Source organism: Stenotrophomonas sp. YJH_SMC_80, from assembly GCF_059372495.1.
Genome location: NZ_JCAFVP010000003.1, coordinates 295,327 through 309,258, shown reverse-complemented (window position 1 = coordinate 309,258; position 13,932 = coordinate 295,327). Strand labels below are relative to the sequence as shown.

14 protein-coding genes and 2 tRNA genes are annotated in these 13,932 nt (G+C 67.6%); 5 read left to right on the top strand and 11 right to left on the bottom strand.

The genetic code is table 11. The features are described 5' to 3' along the window. Positions 1 to 43: 43 nt before the first annotated feature. From lpxK to AC5P99_RS07150, 7 genes are read right to left on the bottom strand one after another with little or no spacing between them, the layout of a single operon-like run. Positions 44 to 1,063 (bottom strand): tetraacyldisaccharide 4'-kinase, encoded by a 1,020-nt coding sequence (gene lpxK, locus AC5P99_RS07180; protein WP_005408875.1) that lies wholly within the window; start codon positions 1,061 to 1,063, stop codon positions 44 to 46. Next, on the bottom strand, positions 1,063 to 2,811 hold the full coding sequence (gene msbA, locus AC5P99_RS07175; RefSeq protein WP_108270461.1) for a lipid A export permease/ATP-binding protein MsbA: 1,749 nt from the start codon (positions 2,809 to 2,811) through the stop codon (positions 1,063 to 1,065). The genes lpxK and msbA overlap by 1 nt, the downstream gene beginning before the upstream one ends. Continuing rightward, positions 2,808 to 3,230 carry an ExbD/TolR family protein gene (locus AC5P99_RS07170; RefSeq protein ID WP_004152323.1) on the bottom strand — a complete coding sequence of 141 codons (423 nt, stop codon included), beginning with the start codon at positions 3,228 to 3,230 and terminating at the stop codon, positions 2,808 to 2,810. Before AC5P99_RS07170 ends, msbA begins: the two co-directional genes overlap by 4 nt. A gap of 3 nt (positions 3,231 to 3,233) precedes the next feature. Further along, complete coding sequence (locus tag AC5P99_RS07165) at positions 3,234 to 3,896, bottom strand: MotA/TolQ/ExbB proton channel family protein (protein ID WP_005412819.1); 663 nt, start codon at positions 3,894 to 3,896, stop codon at positions 3,234 to 3,236. 3 nt (positions 3,897 to 3,899) lie between these two features. After that, positions 3,900 to 6,299, bottom strand: a complete 2,400-nt coding sequence (locus AC5P99_RS07160; RefSeq protein WP_329756580.1) for a DNA internalization-related competence protein ComEC/Rec2 — start codon at positions 6,297 to 6,299, stop codon at positions 3,900 to 3,902. A gap of 59 nt (positions 6,300 to 6,358) precedes the next feature. Next, positions 6,359 to 7,702, bottom strand: coding sequence for a sensor histidine kinase (locus AC5P99_RS07155; protein WP_005408871.1), 1,344 nt, complete (start codon positions 7,700 to 7,702; stop codon positions 6,359 to 6,361). 1 nt (position 7,703) lies between these two features. Next, on the bottom strand, positions 7,704 to 8,375 hold the full coding sequence (locus AC5P99_RS07150; RefSeq protein ID WP_099480980.1) for a response regulator transcription factor: 672 nt from the start codon (positions 8,373 to 8,375) through the stop codon (positions 7,704 to 7,706). 145 nt (positions 8,376 to 8,520) lie between these two features. Here AC5P99_RS07150 and AC5P99_RS07145 point away from each other — a divergent pair, with 145 nt between their 5' ends. Both AC5P99_RS07145 and AC5P99_RS07140 read left to right on the top strand, forming a co-directional pair. Then, entirely contained in the window at positions 8,521 to 9,288 is a 768-nt protein-coding gene (locus AC5P99_RS07145) for a MipA/OmpV family protein (protein WP_495213007.1), read from the top strand. Between the two features lie 30 nt (positions 9,289 to 9,318). Beyond that, entirely contained in the window at positions 9,319 to 9,603 is a 285-nt protein-coding gene (locus AC5P99_RS07140) for a hypothetical protein (RefSeq protein WP_005408868.1), read from the top strand. 42 nt (positions 9,604 to 9,645) lie between these two features. Here the strand turns inward: AC5P99_RS07140 and AC5P99_RS07135 are convergent, their stop codons facing one another. Continuing rightward, positions 9,646 to 9,786 carry a hypothetical protein gene (locus tag AC5P99_RS07135; protein WP_005408867.1) on the bottom strand — a complete coding sequence of 47 codons (141 nt, stop codon included), beginning with the start codon at positions 9,784 to 9,786 and terminating at the stop codon, positions 9,646 to 9,648. Between the two features lie 162 nt (positions 9,787 to 9,948). Between AC5P99_RS07135 and AC5P99_RS07130 the strand changes: the two genes are divergently transcribed. The 3 genes from AC5P99_RS07130 (at position 9,949) to AC5P99_RS07120 (ending at position 11,409) form a co-directional block, all read left to right on the top strand. After that, on the top strand, positions 9,949 to 10,518 hold the full coding sequence (locus AC5P99_RS07130) for a TlpA family protein disulfide reductase (RefSeq protein ID WP_088436338.1): 570 nt from the start codon (positions 9,949 to 9,951) through the stop codon (positions 10,516 to 10,518). A 112-nt stretch (positions 10,519 to 10,630) separates the two neighbouring features. Beyond that, positions 10,631 to 10,819 (top strand): hypothetical protein, encoded by a 189-nt coding sequence (locus AC5P99_RS07125; RefSeq protein WP_005408865.1) that lies wholly within the window; start codon positions 10,631 to 10,633, stop codon positions 10,817 to 10,819. Positions 10,820 to 11,076: 257 nt separating this feature from the next. Then, positions 11,077 to 11,409 (top strand): hypothetical protein, encoded by a 333-nt coding sequence (locus AC5P99_RS07120; RefSeq protein ID WP_049451348.1) that lies wholly within the window; start codon positions 11,077 to 11,079, stop codon positions 11,407 to 11,409. 106 nt (positions 11,410 to 11,515) lie between these two features. On the opposite strand, the gene AC5P99_RS07115 is transcribed toward AC5P99_RS07120, so the two are convergent. The 3 genes from AC5P99_RS07115 to uvrB all read right to left on the bottom strand — a co-directional run bounded on the left by AC5P99_RS07115 (position 11,516) and on the right by uvrB (position 13,895). Continuing rightward, positions 11,516 to 11,590, bottom strand: a tRNA-Val gene (locus tag AC5P99_RS07115). A 98-nt stretch (positions 11,591 to 11,688) separates the two neighbouring features. Next, a tRNA-Val gene (locus AC5P99_RS07110) sits at positions 11,689 to 11,763 on the bottom strand. A 107-nt stretch (positions 11,764 to 11,870) separates the two neighbouring features. Next, on the bottom strand, positions 11,871 to 13,895 hold the full coding sequence (gene uvrB, locus AC5P99_RS07105) for an excinuclease ABC subunit UvrB (RefSeq protein ID WP_005408863.1): 2,025 nt from the start codon (positions 13,893 to 13,895) through the stop codon (positions 11,871 to 11,873). Between the last annotated feature and the right edge of the window lie 37 nt (positions 13,896 to 13,932).

The following is a 13,932-nucleotide window of genomic DNA, read 5'->3' as shown; positions in this document are numbered from 1 at the left end:
GGATGCGGCCGGCGACGCGTGAATGCAAGCGCCGCCGCGCCGCTCAGTTCGGTCGCAGCTTGTCCAGGCGGTCGGTCAGCGCCACCCAGAACGCGGCAGGCAGCTCGGCACGCAACGGCACCGCGTAATGCCAATCGTTGCCGAACGCGCGGCATTTCACCGCATCCTTCTCGGTCATCAGCACCGGCAGCTGGCTGCCGAAGGACAGGTCCTGCGGCTGGTAGGCCTGGTGGTCGGCAAAGGCGTGCGGCACCACGCCGATGCCACGCGCGCGCAGCATGTCGAAGAAGCGCTGCGGATGGGCGATGCCGGCCACCGCATGAACACGCTGGCCCTTGAAGTACGACAACGGGCGCGCGCGGCCACCGGCCAGCGGCTGCGCACTGTCGATGTGCAGGGCCATCGGCCACTGGCCGAAACCGCAGGCCTGTGCCGCGCTTTCCTCATCGGCCTGGCCCAGGTTGACCACGCGGAAATCGCATTCGCCGGCACGGCTGACCGGCTCGCGCAGCGGTCCGGCGGGAATCATCCGGCCGTTGCCGTAGCGCCGCTGGGCATCGACCACTTCGATCTCGATGTCGCGCGCCAGCCGGTAATGCTGCAGGCCGTCATCGCAGACGATCACATCGCAGCCGGCCTGGATCAGTGCCCTGCCTGCGGCCACGCGGTCAGCGTCCACGCGCACCGGCACGCCGGTCTTCCAGGCGATCAGCACCGGTTCGTCACCGCCCTTGGCGGTCGGCGTGTCGGCCTGCACCCACAGCGGCTTGTCAGCGTCTTCACGGCCATAGCCACGGCTGGCGACGCCCGGCTTCCAGCCGGCCGCACGCAGGCGCTCGACCAGGGCGATGGTCAGCGGCGTCTTGCCGGTGCCGCCGGCGGTGATGTTGCCAACCACGATGACCGGCACCGGCAGCGCGTAGCGCTTGCGCCATCCACGCCGGTAGGCACGGCGGCGCAGCGCGGTGACGCCGGCATACAGCGGCGCCAGCAGGCGCATCGCCCACGGAACCGGGCTGCCGTCGTACCAGTACGGCGGGGTCTGGGTACCCTTGCCAGCCATCAGTCCTGCCTTTCGCGGAACTGCATGCTGTGCAGATGCTGGTACAGGCCACCCATGGCAAGCAGCTCCTTGTGGGTACCCCGTTCAACGATGCGGCCGTGGTCCATCACCAGCACCTGATCGGCATGCTCGATGGTCGACAGGCGGTGCGCGATGACCAGCGTGGTGCGTTCGGGCATCAGGCGCTGCAGCGCATCCTGCACCAGTCGCTCGGATTCGTTGTCCAGCGCGGCAGTGGCTTCGTCGAGGATCAGGATCGGCGCGTCACGCAGGATCGCGCGGGCGATCGCCAGGCGCTGGCGCTGGCCGCCGGACAGCAGCGCGCCGTTCTCGCCGACCGGGGTCTGCAGCTGCTGCGGCATGCGCGCGATGAACTCCCACGCATTGGCCGCTTCGGCCGCCGCACGGATCTGCTCCTCGCTCGCTTCCATGCCATAGGCGATGTTGGCCGCGATGGTGTCATCGAACAGCATGACCTTCTGCCCGACCATCGCCACCTGCCGACGCAGGTCGGCCAACGGATAGTCATCCAGCGCGACGCCATCGAGGGTGATCACACCACCGCTGGGCTCATAGAAGCGCGGCACCAGCCGGATCAGGCTGGTCTTGCCACTGCCGGAACGACCCACGATGGCGGTGACCGTACCCGGCTTCGCCACGAAACTGATGTCGTCCAAGGCAATGCCGCTGTCCTCGCGGTAGCGCAGCATGACGTGGTCGAAGGCCAGCTCGCCGCGCACGCGCTGCACGTTGTTGCGGCCCTCGTCACGCTCGACCTGCATGTCGAGGATGCCGAACAGGCGTTCGGCGGCGGACACACCGCGGGAGATCGAGGACTGCACGCTGGTCAGGCGGCGCAGCGACGGGATGATCGCTGTCATGGAGATCATCAGGCCCATGAACTGGCCGGCATTGAGGCGGCCTGCCAGTGCTTCACGGGTCGATACCCAGACGATCACCGCCAGCGCCAGCGCGGCCAGGAACTGGACCACGCTGGATGCACCGGCACGGGTGATTTCCACCTTCATGTTCAGCGCCAGCATGCGGTTGGCCAGGCGCGAATAGCGCGACATTTCGTGTTGCTGGGTGCCGTGCACCTTCACTTCCTGCTGGGCCGCCAGCGACTGTTCGGCGGTCTGCGCCATCGTGCCCATGCCGTCCTGGATGCCGCGGCTGATACGGCGGTAGCGCTTGCCAACATAGGACACGATCACGCCGATCATCGGCACCACCACCAGCATCGCCACGGTCACCTTGACACTCATCTGCAGCATCACCGCCAGCATGGCGATGATGGTCAGGGTGTCGGCAACCACGGTCTTGAGCGCATCGGCACTGGCCTGGGTGACCTGCTCGGTATCGAAGTTGAGGCGGCTGACCATCACCGGCGTCGATTCGGTATCAAAATGCGAGGACGGCAGGTGCAGGTACTTGGCCAGCACCTGCTCACGCAGGTCGCGCACCACGCTGCGGCCGGTCTTGGCCAGCGCGTAGTCGCTCACCCAGGTGGCAGCGCTGCGCATCAGGAACAGGCCGAGGATGGTCAGCGGCAGGATCACCGCCATGCGCGGTTCCGGGTTGACGAAACCGCGGTTGACGAGCGGCTCCATCAGCTTGGTGAAGTGGTAGCCGGCCACCGACTCCACCGCCATGGCAATGACGGCGGCGACCATCATGCCCCAGTAGGCACGGGTGTATCCCAGCAGACGTTTGTAGATCGGCCACACCGGCGCGTGTTTGGAACTCATGGACGCACCTCGGGTGCTGTTGCAATGGCAATACGGCGGAAGCCGAGCTGACCCAGCGCGTCCTGCGCGGTCACCACGGCCTGGTAGGGAGTGCGTGCGTCGGCACGCAGCAGCACGGTCTGCTCGCGATCGCTGCCGGCCACGGCGGCGATGGTCTGCTTGACCGACTCCACGTCGCTGCGCAGCACTTCCTGGTCGTTGATGAAGTAACGGCCTTCGGCGTTGATCAGCACGCTGAGCGAGCGCGGTGGCTCGTTGGTCTGCTGCTGGCTGGCGGTCGGCAACTGCACCTGCAGCGTCGAACGCGCGTCGAAGGTGGTGGTGACCACGAAGAAGATGATCAGCACCAGGATGACGTCGATCAGCGGCACCAGGTCGATATGCGGCTCATCCTGGGATCGGTCGTTGCCGATACGCATCGATCAGGCCTTCGCCGTGGCGGCGCCGGACTGGCGCGCGGCCGGGGCCGGGTTCATCACCCCGGGGCGGCCGTCGAGCGTATCCAGCAGGGCGCTGGCTTCCTGCTCCATCTCAACCACGTAGCCGTGGATGCGGCCCTTGAAGTAGCGATGGAACATCAGCGCCGGGATCGCCACGATCATGCCGGTGGCGGTGCACACCAGCGCCTTGCCGATGCCGCCGGCCAGCTGGTTCACGTCGCCCACGCCGTGGTCGAGGATGCCCAGGAACATCTGGATCATGCCGATCACCGTGCCGAGCAGGCCCAGCAGCGGGCCCGCCGAGGCAATGGTGCCCAGTGCGTTCAGGAATCGCTCCATGCGGTGCACCAGGTGGCGGCCGGTGTCTTCGATGCGCTCGCGGATCTGGTCGCGCGGGCGGTTGCGGGCTTCCAGTGCGGCAGCCAGCAGCGCGCCCAGCGGCGAGTTCGCCCGCAGGGTCTGCAGGTGGGCCGGGTCAAGCTTGCCGCGTGCCGCCCAGTTGCGCACTTCCTGGCCGAGGCCGGGCGGCAGCACTTCAGTACGCCGCAGGGACCAGAAACGCTCCAGGATGATCGCCAAAGCCAGTACGCCCAACAGCAGCAGCGGCACCATCGGCCAGCCACCGGCCTTGACCAGTTCCCACACGTTTCAACCCTCCGGCCCAACGGCCGCTTGTTCGATCGGCGATAGGATAGCAGCCGACCGCGCCCGCCCAGCGGCATCCCACCAGCGGAATGCGTGGATGCGCTGTTCACGCAGCTGCAGCCCTTGTGCGCCAAGCCATATGCGGATCGCCCCGGAATCGGCCGTGGCCAGTACCTCGGCCCCTTGCGCCTGCCAGCGCTGGACCACGTCCTGGCGAGGGTGCCCGAAGCGGTTGCGGTGCCCGGCCGAGACCACCGCCAGCCGTGGCGCCACAGCCTCGACCCACGGCGCGCTGGAGCTGCCGCCGCTGCCATGGTGCGGCACCAGCACCACATCCGCCTTCAGCGCTGCCGGAGACGCCTCCAGCAGCGTCCGCTCGGCCGGCCGGCCGATGTCACCCGGCAGCAGGACCACGCCGTGGCGGCTGGCGATGCGCAGCACGCAGCTGTCTTCATTCTCGGCCTGACGGCTGCCCGGCGCCGGGTGCAGGACCTGGAAATCTACCCCGTCCCACTGCCAGCGCAGCCCCTGCTGGCAGGGCGTGGCGCCAGCGATGGTGCTGCCCGGTGGCGCCAGCAGCTGCAGTCCGGGCAGCTGCCGTCGCAGGCTGGACAGGCTGCCGGTGTGATCAAGATGGTCATGGCTGAGCATCACCTGCCGGGGCGGCCCCTGGCCGAGCGCGCGCAGGGCCGGGACCAGGATGCGTTCGTTGCCCTCGCCGCCGGTCGGCGGCCCCACGTCGTACCAGAGCGCGTGCCGCGCCGTACGCACCAGCACCGCAGTGCCCTGCCCTACGTCATGCACCAGCAGCTCCAGTTCTCCTTCGGCCGGTGCATGCCGGGCGGGCCACAGCAGCGGCAGGCACAGCAGCAGGCCCGCCAGGCCACCGCCGGCGCCGCGCGGCAGCAGCCACCAGAACACGCCCAGCAAGGCCACGGGTAGCGCCCAGCGCGGCGCATCGGCCAGCCACCACATCGCCTGCGGATGCAGTGCCAACGGCTGCAGGGCCTCCCAGCTGAGCTCGAACAGCCAGGCCGCGGCACGCCAGGCCCAACGCCCCGCGCCGTCATGCAGCACGTGCAGGCCGGTACCGAGCAGCGACAGCGGAACAACCAGCATTGTCCACCACGGGATGACCGGCAGGTTGACCAGCGGCCCCAGCCGCGCGGTCCCGCCGAACAAGGCGATGCACAGCGGCAGCAGCCCAAGGCTGGCAACACCCTGCGCGGCAAGGAACCCGCGCAGCCCGCCACCGATTCCCTCCGGCCCCGTCCTCGGCAGGCACCAGAGCAGCCACAGCACGCCACCGAAGCTCAGCCAGAATCCAGCCGAGAGCACCGACAGCGGCGCAGGCAACAGCATCACCATCGCAGCCAACGCCAGCCCCTGCCCTGCGCCCACCGGGCGACGCCCGGCCCTGGCCAGTGCAACCAGCCCGATCATCAGCGCCGCGCGCACCGTCGGCAGCGCACCACCCGCCGCCACGGCATAGGTGGCTGCGGCCAGCGCCGCTCCCCATGCGGCGGCCTGCGGCCGTGGCCAGTACCGTCCCAGCAGCGGGCACAGCCACCACCACAAGCGGCACAGCAGTACACCGAAGCCAGCCACCACGCCCACGTGGAAACCGGAGATGGCGACCAGATGGGTCAGGCCCAGCGCGCGCAGGTGTTCCCAGTCGGCATCGGACAGGCCACGGGTATCGCCCAGTGCCAGCGCCTGCACGAACCGCGCGGCAGGATGTGCCACCTGCACGGCGATCGCCGCACTGCTGCGTTCCCGCCAGGCCTGCAGGCCCTGCGCCGGCAGCCACTCCCGCGCACGGGCCGGATCACGCACCGAGGCATTGCCGGAGATGCCCCGCAGCACGGCGTGGCGCTCGCCATCGAAGCCGCCGGGATTGATCCGCGAGCGTGGCGCGCGCACGCGCAACGACAACTGCCAATGCGATCCTGCGCGAACCGCATGGCGCCCGCCCTCCGCCTCGTGCGCTGGCGATCCGCGCCACGGGTCGCTCCAGGTCACCTGCAGGCGCTTGCCACGCAGCGATGGCAGCGCGCCGGCATCTTCGACATGCAGTACGAAACGCGTGTAGCCGGGCCCCTGCTGGGGAAGGTCGGCAACCCGGCCCCGCACCTGCACATCCTGCGGTGGCGCGCCGGGTGGCAGCTGGCCATGCAAAACCCAGTGCCCGTGCACCGTTGCCCAGGCCAGGCCGAGCAGGGCCGCGGCCCAGGCACGGCCGCGCCAGGGCAACAGCCAGCCGCCGGCGCCGGCGATCGCCATCGGCACACTCAGCCACAGCGGCAGCAACATCGGCATCTGCACGCAGGCCAGCGCCCCCAGCACCAGGCCTGCAGCGCAGCCAAAGCCAAACAGGGCTGGGGCGGATCGATCGGGAACCATTTCCCCAGCCTGCCGCTGGAGGCCGCAGGCTGCCTATCGGGCCTTTCCCCGTGCGCCTGTCAGCGCCGTACGGTACCGCGGTGGAAATTGACTCTGAAGCTGGCGCCGCCGCCAGCCGCTTCGCCAACGCTGACCGAGCCACCGTGGTGCTGCACGATTTCCTTCACCAGGTGCAGGCCCAGGCCACTGCCGCTGCCGGCTGCACGCAGGCGGTGGAAGGGCTCGAAGATCGCTTCGCGGTCGCCGACCGGAATGCCGGCGCCCTGGTCGCTGACCTCCAGCAGGCCGCGTGCATCGAGGCGCACGCAGATCGTGCCGCGCCCGCCGCCATGGACGATGGCGTTGTGCACCAGGTTGGCGATCACCCGCCCCAGCGCCAGGCTGTCGCCATGGATCCACACGGGCGACTCCGGCGCATCCACCTCGAAGCCATAACCGGCGCCGACCACCAGCGGCGCCAGATCGGCGGCCGCCTCGCGCACCAGCAACGCCAGGTCCAGCCGCTGCAGCGCGCCGACATTGCGATCGAGACGCTGCAGGTCGAGCAGGTGCTCAGCCACGTTGCCGAGGCGGGCGACGTCGGTCAGCAACTGCGATTTCAGTTCACCCTGCGGCAGCTGCGACAGGCGCGCCTGCACCACCGCGATCGGTACGCGCAGCTCATGCGCGGCATCGGCGAGGAACTTGTCGCGCGCTGCATAGCCCTGCTGCACCTTGTCGATCGCATCGTTGAACGCTTCCACCAGTGGTGCGACCTCGGTGGACACCAGCTGCGCATCCAGGCGCGCGCCCGGCTGGCCGATGTCCAGTTCCTTGGCCTGCTGCGCGGAGCGGCGCACGCCGCGCATCGCGCGATGGATCACCGTCGGCATCACCAGCAGCGTGACCACGATCAACGGCAGGAAGAACCACAGGCCGATCAGGCGCAGCACCATCAGCGCGCCATCCAGCAACCCACCCTTTGGAGCACCACCGACCATCACCGTGATGCGGCGTCCATCCTCGTTGCGGATCATCACCCGCGCCACGTCCAGATAGGGTGGCACCAGTGAACCCAGTTCGGTGGCACCCACTGTCGGCAAGCGTGCCAGCAATGGCGCGTGGACCGCAGGAATCGTGCCGCGCTCCAGCCACGTGCCCCTGTCATCAACCGCCGCGAACCAGAGGTTGCCGCCGGCCCCGGCATTGAGCTTGTCCCAGCGCGCCTGGTCCAGTTCCAGCCGGCCGCCTTCGCTGTGCACGGCTTTGGCCACCGCCTCGGCCGTGAACATGTCCATGCCCCAGGAGTCCTTGTCACCCCAGGTCAGGATCAGCGCGACCACCGCGAACAGCACGGTGAACGCCTGCGCAAGGAACAGGCGCCAGGCCAGGCCCAGGGTGATGGAACGGATCGGGCGTGCCATCTCAGGCCTCCGCCAGCAGGTAGCCGACGCCGCGGATCACATGGATCTCCACGCCGGCCCCGGCCTGTTGCAGCGCCTTGCGCAGCTTGGAGATGTGCGCGTCCAGTGCATTGGACTGGATCTCGTCATCGAAGCCGTACACCGCCGCCTCCAGTGCACTGCGGGTGACGGTGCGCCCCTGCCGCATCGCCAGCGCCTGCAGCACCAGCACCTGGCGCCGGGGCAGCGCCAGCAGCTGGCCATCGACCTGCGCCTGCAGCGATTCGAAATCGAACTCCAGCCGGCCCAGTCGCAAGCGTGGTGTCACCATTGCCGAGGGCCGTCGCGAGACCGCACGGATGCGCGCCATCAGTTCCTCGATCGCCACCGGCTTGACCAGATAGTCATCGGCGCCGACATCCAGGCCCTCGACCTTGTCCGACAGCGTGCCCTTGGCCGTCAGCATGATCACCGCCAGGTTCGGACGCAGGGCCCGCGCAACGGCAACGAAGCCAGCGCCATCGCCATCAGGCAACTGGCGGTCGAGCAGCATCAACTGGTGCACCGGTTCGCGCAGCGCGACGGCCGCTTCGGCCAGGCAACCAACCACATCGGCGACCACGCCCTGCCGCTCCAGCCCCGATTGCAGGGCACGGGACAGGTCAGGATCGTCTTCGACCAGGAGGATGCGCATCGGGGGCTCGGCTACCGGAAACGGTGCCGATCATAGTGCCTGGCGCCCACTTTTTCCGCTTCGGCCTGGCGGATGCGCCGACGCAATGTTCTGACAATGTTGCTCCCCCATCATGCGCAGCCATCCTCCGCAACGTCGTTGACCGATGCCGCCACTGCCCTCGACCCTGCTGGGCCCGCTGCTGTTCTCCGCTGCCTTTGGCCTGCCGGTGTTCGCGCAGGCCGCCGACAGCAACCCGGGCGTACAGGCCGGCATCAGTGCTGGCGCGACCTCGGGCGCGTATGCGCACTACGACGTCAAGCCACTGGTGGTCCCGTCCATTGCCTGGCAGGGCCAGCGCTTCTTCGCCAGCCCGGGCTCGCTGGGCATGTACCTGTACAAGCGCGAGGGCCTGCGCCTGTCGGCGGCGGTCACGCCCTACACGCTGCGCTTCAAGACCGACGACGTGAACGATCCGCAGCTGCGCCGGCTGCACAGCCGGCAGATGTCCGCCATGGCCGGCATCAATAGTGAATACAGCGCCGACTGGGGCATCGTCGAGGCCAGCGTGATGCGCGAGGTCACCGGGCACGGAGGTGGCATGGAGTCGCGCCTGCACTACAGCTGTCCGATCCAGGCTGGTCGCTTCACCTGGGTGCCCAAGGTCGGCGTGGTGCACTCCGGTGCGCGCCTGCTCGACTACTACTACGGCATCAGCGATGAGGAAGCGCTGCGCTCGGGACTTGCCGTCTACAACCCGGGCAGCGCGACATCACCGAGCCTGCAGATCGCGGTCAGCACGCCCCTGGGCACGAAGTGGCGCGCGACCGGCGTGGTCGCCAACCAGTGGTTCGGCGATGCAGTAAAGGACAGCCCGATGGCACGACGCGGCACTCAGTCATCGGCCTTCATTTCCCTGATGCGCTCGTTCTGAACGAGCACCCGCTACGGACAAGGACTCCCCATGGCCTCCGTCTCCCCCACCTCCGAAGCACACGCGATCCTGCGAGCCCCCGATCTGGACAGCGCCGAACGCGTCTACCTTGGCCTGATGCCCGACCTTGAGCACGTAAGCGCGCTTGCACGTCGCGCGCTCGGCCAGTCGCGCGTTGCCGACGCAGCCCGGGGATACGCGCTTTCGATGACCCTGGTCGGGCTGCGCCTGCAGGAACTGGAGATGGGCGAGGCCAGCGCGAAAGAGCACCGGCAGGCCACCCTGCGCAGCCTGCGCCAGGCCTTCAGCGCCTGAGCACCGGCCTGCCGCAACGCGGCGGCAGTGCCGCGCCCCCGCTCAGCGGAACGTGGTCCAGGCCAGCACAGCGGACAACAGGGCGACCCAGATCACTGCCTTGAACGTACCTTCCAGCATGTTGCCGCCGAACAGCAGTTCAAAGAACGGATTGGGCCTGGAAACCGGCACATGATCGCTCATCGTTGAAAGATCCTGGGGATGGGTGGAGGGCATGCACGCATGCCTGCGCGGGCACAACTCTAGTGCATGCGCTCCGTCGGAGGATGTGCCGGGAACATCCGCTTAACAACCTGCGCGCCAGTTCGGGTATGTTCGACCCAACGCTGTGTTCAAGGATGATCGATGCTCAAGCGCGTCCTGTTCCCCGTTGTCGCCCTGCTGCTGTCCGTGCTGGTCATCGCGCTCGGATGGCAGAACCGCCAGCTGCGGCAGATCAATGAGCAGATGGCCACGCAGCTGCAGGACATGCGTCTTGCAGCACATGGCCTCGAACTGGGTAGTCGCCCGGATGCGCTGGCGCTGCGCACCACGCAGCAGACCTTCGTCGATATCGGCGGTGCCCGCGAGGTTCCGCAGATCCTCTATTTCTTCTCCACCGCATGCCGCTACTGCCTGGCCTCGGTACCGCAGCTGCAACAGATCGCTGCGGCCCGCGGCAACAGCGAACTGGTCGGTGTCGGCATGCCGCCATACGACCAGCTGGCGGACTACGCCGGCAAACATGCACTGCGCTTCCCGATCGTCATCGACAACGAAGCCGCCGCGTCCACGCGCTATCGCGCCACCGTCACGCCGATGCTGATGGTACTGGCTGCCGATGGCCGCGTTGCCTACAAGCATGTCGGCCAGCTCGACGCCCAGGTCGTGCAGGCTGCCGTCGCGTCGCTCGCACCGAAGCCGGCGCTGCCCTGATCCCGCGTGCCGCGCATTGCGTCGCGGCCCCCTGTTACCGCATTCGCGCCACAACCGGCACTCCCGTGCCTTCGGCAACTGCAACTCCACAACGCCAACCAAGGAGATACACATGATCGGAAAGAAAGTGCTTTCGTCCGTCGCCGGTATCGTCGTTGTCGCGGCCATGGCCTTCGGCGCCAGCCAGGCCTTCGCCGTCTCGCCCAAGACCGGATATGCACCGGGCTGCGAACCACACCCGCAGTGCCCGTTCGGCAACGCGGGCAAGCACGGCCAGCTGCTGTGCTGCGATCCGTTGTAACCGGATCCGTGCATGGGGTCGGCATCGCTGACCTGCCACACCCGCCGCGGAGCTGAGCCAGCGCCGCGGCCATGACCGGGCCACGCCGCAGTGGCCCACCACGCCGGGCCGCCTTGAAGCGCGGCCCGGCACTTCCTGGCCCGGATTCATCCTTCCCGCAGCGACTTGGCGGGCGCTTTTCCGGCTTTCGTCGCATACCGGTTTCACAGCGCAGGGGGCAGTGCCACGCTGGACTCCCTTCTCCGGAGCACCGTGCCATGCCGATGCTTGCCCTGCTGCTGTTGTGCGCTGGCCTGTTCGGCCGCGATGCCGACGCCGGGGATGCCTCCCTGCGCAGCCAGATCCTGCAGGCCGACACCGGGCATGCGGGCGTGCCCCCGGCACATGACCAGACACCGGAGCCGACGGCCCTGCAGTTGTACCGGCTACGCCAGGACCGCGTGCTGCGCGTGGGCAACCAGCGCCTGCCTGCAGGCGGCCAGCAGCATCAGGCCGGTTCAGCACGTTTCGCGCAGGTCTGGGAACGCGTGGACGGGCACTGGCGGCTGCAGCGCATGATCAGCATCGACGAATGGGTTGCCCAGCGCTGACGCTCGGCACCGGCACCGGCACCGGCAACCGTCGTAAACGAAAAAGCCGGCCCAGGGCCGGCTTTCATCGTGATCCACCGCTGCACCGGCAATGCCGGGAGCCAGGTGGTGGGCGGTACAGGGTTCGAACCTGTGACCCCTACCATGTCAAGGTAGTGCTCTACCGCTGAGCTAACCGCCCATCTTGTTTCTGCCGCCCGAAAGCTGGCCTTGCTACGTAAAAACCCGGCGCCAGGGCCGGGCTCTTCAATTCACGACAGCCTCCTTCCGGAGACTTCGTGGTGGGCGGTACAGGGTTCGAACCTGTGACCCCTACCATGTCAAGGTAGTGCTCTACCGCTGAGCTAACCGCCCGTTTTTGCTTCTGAACGTCCGCGATTGCGTCGGTGCAGGCCGCGTATATTACGGATGCCGGCCGTGAAGCGCAACACTTTTGTGAAGAAGATGCTGCACCGCCGCGTTCAGCCCAGACTCGCTTCCTTCAGCTGCCGGATCTGGTCACGCACCCGTGCGGCATCCTCGAATTCCAGGTCCTTGGCGTGCTGGTACATCTGCTGTTCGAGCGCCTTGAGACGCGCCGCCAGCTGGGCCGGACCGAGCGAACGGTAATCGGCTCCGTCCTCGGCAACACCCGCCCTGCCCTTGCCCTTGCCCTTCTTGGCTTCCTTCTCCGCCGCATCCGAACGCGCACCTTCGAGGACGTCGACGATCGGGCGCGCCACCGAGCGCGGCACGATGCCATGTTCTTCGTTGTACTCGACCTGCTTGGCGCGGCGGCGGTCGGTCTCGTCGATCGCTGCCTGCATCGAGCGGGTCACCTTGTCCGCATACAGGATCGCCTTGCCGCGCACATTGCGGGCGGCGCGGCCGATGGTCTGGATCAGCGAACCGGTGGAGCGCAGGAAGCCTTCCTTGTCGGCGTCGAGGATCGCCACCAGCGACACCTCGGGCATGTCCAGGCCTTCGCGCAGCAGGTTGATGCCCACCAGCACATCGAACTTGCCCAGGCGCAGGTCGCGGATGATCTCCACGCGCTCGACCGTATCCACGTCCGAGTGCAGGTAACGCACGCGGATACCGTGTTCGGTCAGGTATTCGGTGAGGTTCTCGGCCATGCGCTTGGTCAGCGTGGTGACCAGCACTCGGTCACCGGCCTTGATGCGCGCGTTGGCCTCGCTCATCAGGTCGTCGACCTGGGTGCCCACCGGGCGGATCTCCACCACCGGATCGATCAGGCCTGTCGGGCGCACCACCAGCTCGGTGATCTCGTCGCCGGCCTCGCGGTACTCATACGGGCCCGGCGTGGCGGACACGTAGATCGCGCGCGGGCAACGCGCCTCCCATTCCTCGAAACGCAGCGGTCGGTTGTCCAGTGCCGACGGCAGGCGGAATCCGAACTCGACCAGGGTCTCCTTGCGCGAGCGATCGCCCTTGAACATGGCGCCGATCTGCGGAATGGTCACGTGCGATTCGTCGATGACCAGCAGCGCGTCCGGCGGCAGGTAGTCGAACAGCGTCGGTGGCGGCTCGCCGGCGTTCTTGCCGGTCAGGTGCCGCGAGTAGTTCTCGATACCGTTGCAGAACCCGACCTCGGCCATCATCTCGATGTCGAACTGCGTGCGCTGTGCCAGGCGCTGCGCCTCCACCAGCTTGTTTTCCGCGTACAGCTGCTCAAGCCGCTCCTTCAACTCCACCTTGATCGTTTCCACCGCGGCCAGCACGCGTTCGCGGGTAGTGGCGTAGTGGGTCTTGGGGTAGACGGTGAAACGCTGCATGTTGCGCATCGTCTCACCGGTGAGCGGGTCGAACAGGGTGATCTTCTCGACCTCGCCGTCGAACAGCTCGATGCGCAGCGCTTCGCTGTCCGACTCGGCCGGGAACACGTCGATCACTTCGCCACGCACGCGGAACGTGCCGCGCTGCAGCTCGTACTCGTTGCGCGTGTACTGCAGCTGGGTCAGGTGATTGATCAGGTCGCGCTGGTCGATGCGCTCGCCCTTGGACAGGATCAGGCGCAGCGACAGGTAGTCCTCCGGCGCACCCAGGCCATAGATCGCCGACACCGTGGCCACCACGATCGCATCCGGGCGCGACAGCAGGGTCTTGGTCGCGGCCAGCCGCATCTGCTCGATGTGCTCGTTGATCGAACTGTCCTTCTCGATGAAGGTGTCCGACGAAGGCACGTAGGCCTCCGGCTGGTAGTAGTCGTAGTAGCTGACGAAATACTCGACCGCGTTGTGCGGGAAGAACGCCTTGAACTCACCATACAGCTGCGCCGCCAGCGTCTTGTTCGGCGCCATGATCAGCGTCGGTTTCTGCACGTTCTGGATGACGTTGGCGATGGTGTAAGTCTTGCCCGAGCCGGTGACGCCCAGCAGGGTCTGCTTGGCGATGCCCGCCTCGAAGTTGCTGGTCAGCTTCGCGATGGCATCAGGCTGGTCGCCTGCCGGCGAATACGGCGAGACGAGTTCGAAACGGTCGCTCATGGTGTTGCCAGTTCCCGGGAAGGACAAGTATACGGGG

Excerpts from the sequence above, each read along its gene's own strand:
- AC5P99_RS07145 (WP_495213007.1), top strand. The coding sequence starts at position 8,521 with ATGCCGCCACTGCCCTCGACCCTGCTGGGCCCGCTGCTGTTCTCCGCT.
- lpxK (WP_005408875.1), bottom strand. The coding sequence starts at position 1,063 with ATGGCTGGCAAGGGTACCCAGACCCCGCCGTACTGGTACGACGGCAGC.
- AC5P99_RS07120 (WP_049451348.1), top strand. The coding sequence starts at position 11,077 with ATGCCGATGCTTGCCCTGCTGCTGTTGTGCGCTGGCCTGTTCGGCCGC.
- AC5P99_RS07125 (WP_005408865.1), top strand. The coding sequence starts at position 10,631 with ATGATCGGAAAGAAAGTGCTTTCGTCCGTCGCCGGTATCGTCGTTGTC.
- AC5P99_RS07135 (WP_005408867.1), bottom strand. The coding sequence starts at position 9,786 with ATGAGCGATCATGTGCCGGTTTCCAGGCCCAATCCGTTCTTTGAACTG.
- AC5P99_RS07160 (WP_329756580.1), bottom strand. The coding sequence starts at position 6,299 with ATGGTTCCCGATCGATCCGCCCCAGCCCTGTTTGGCTTTGGCTGCGCT.
- AC5P99_RS07155 (WP_005408871.1), bottom strand. The coding sequence starts at position 7,702 with ATGGCACGCCCGATCCGTTCCATCACCCTGGGCCTGGCCTGGCGCCTG.
- AC5P99_RS07140 (WP_005408868.1), top strand. The coding sequence starts at position 9,319 with ATGGCCTCCGTCTCCCCCACCTCCGAAGCACACGCGATCCTGCGAGCC.
- AC5P99_RS07130 (WP_088436338.1), top strand. The coding sequence starts at position 9,949 with ATGCTCAAGCGCGTCCTGTTCCCCGTTGTCGCCCTGCTGCTGTCCGTG.
- AC5P99_RS07170 (WP_004152323.1), bottom strand. The coding sequence starts at position 3,230 with ATGCGTATCGGCAACGACCGATCCCAGGATGAGCCGCATATCGACCTG.
- msbA (WP_108270461.1), bottom strand. The coding sequence starts at position 2,811 with ATGAGTTCCAAACACGCGCCGGTGTGGCCGATCTACAAACGTCTGCTG.
- uvrB (WP_005408863.1), bottom strand. The coding sequence starts at position 13,895 with ATGAGCGACCGTTTCGAACTCGTCTCGCCGTATTCGCCGGCAGGCGAC.
- AC5P99_RS07150 (WP_099480980.1), bottom strand. The coding sequence starts at position 8,375 with ATGCGCATCCTCCTGGTCGAAGACGATCCTGACCTGTCCCGTGCCCTG.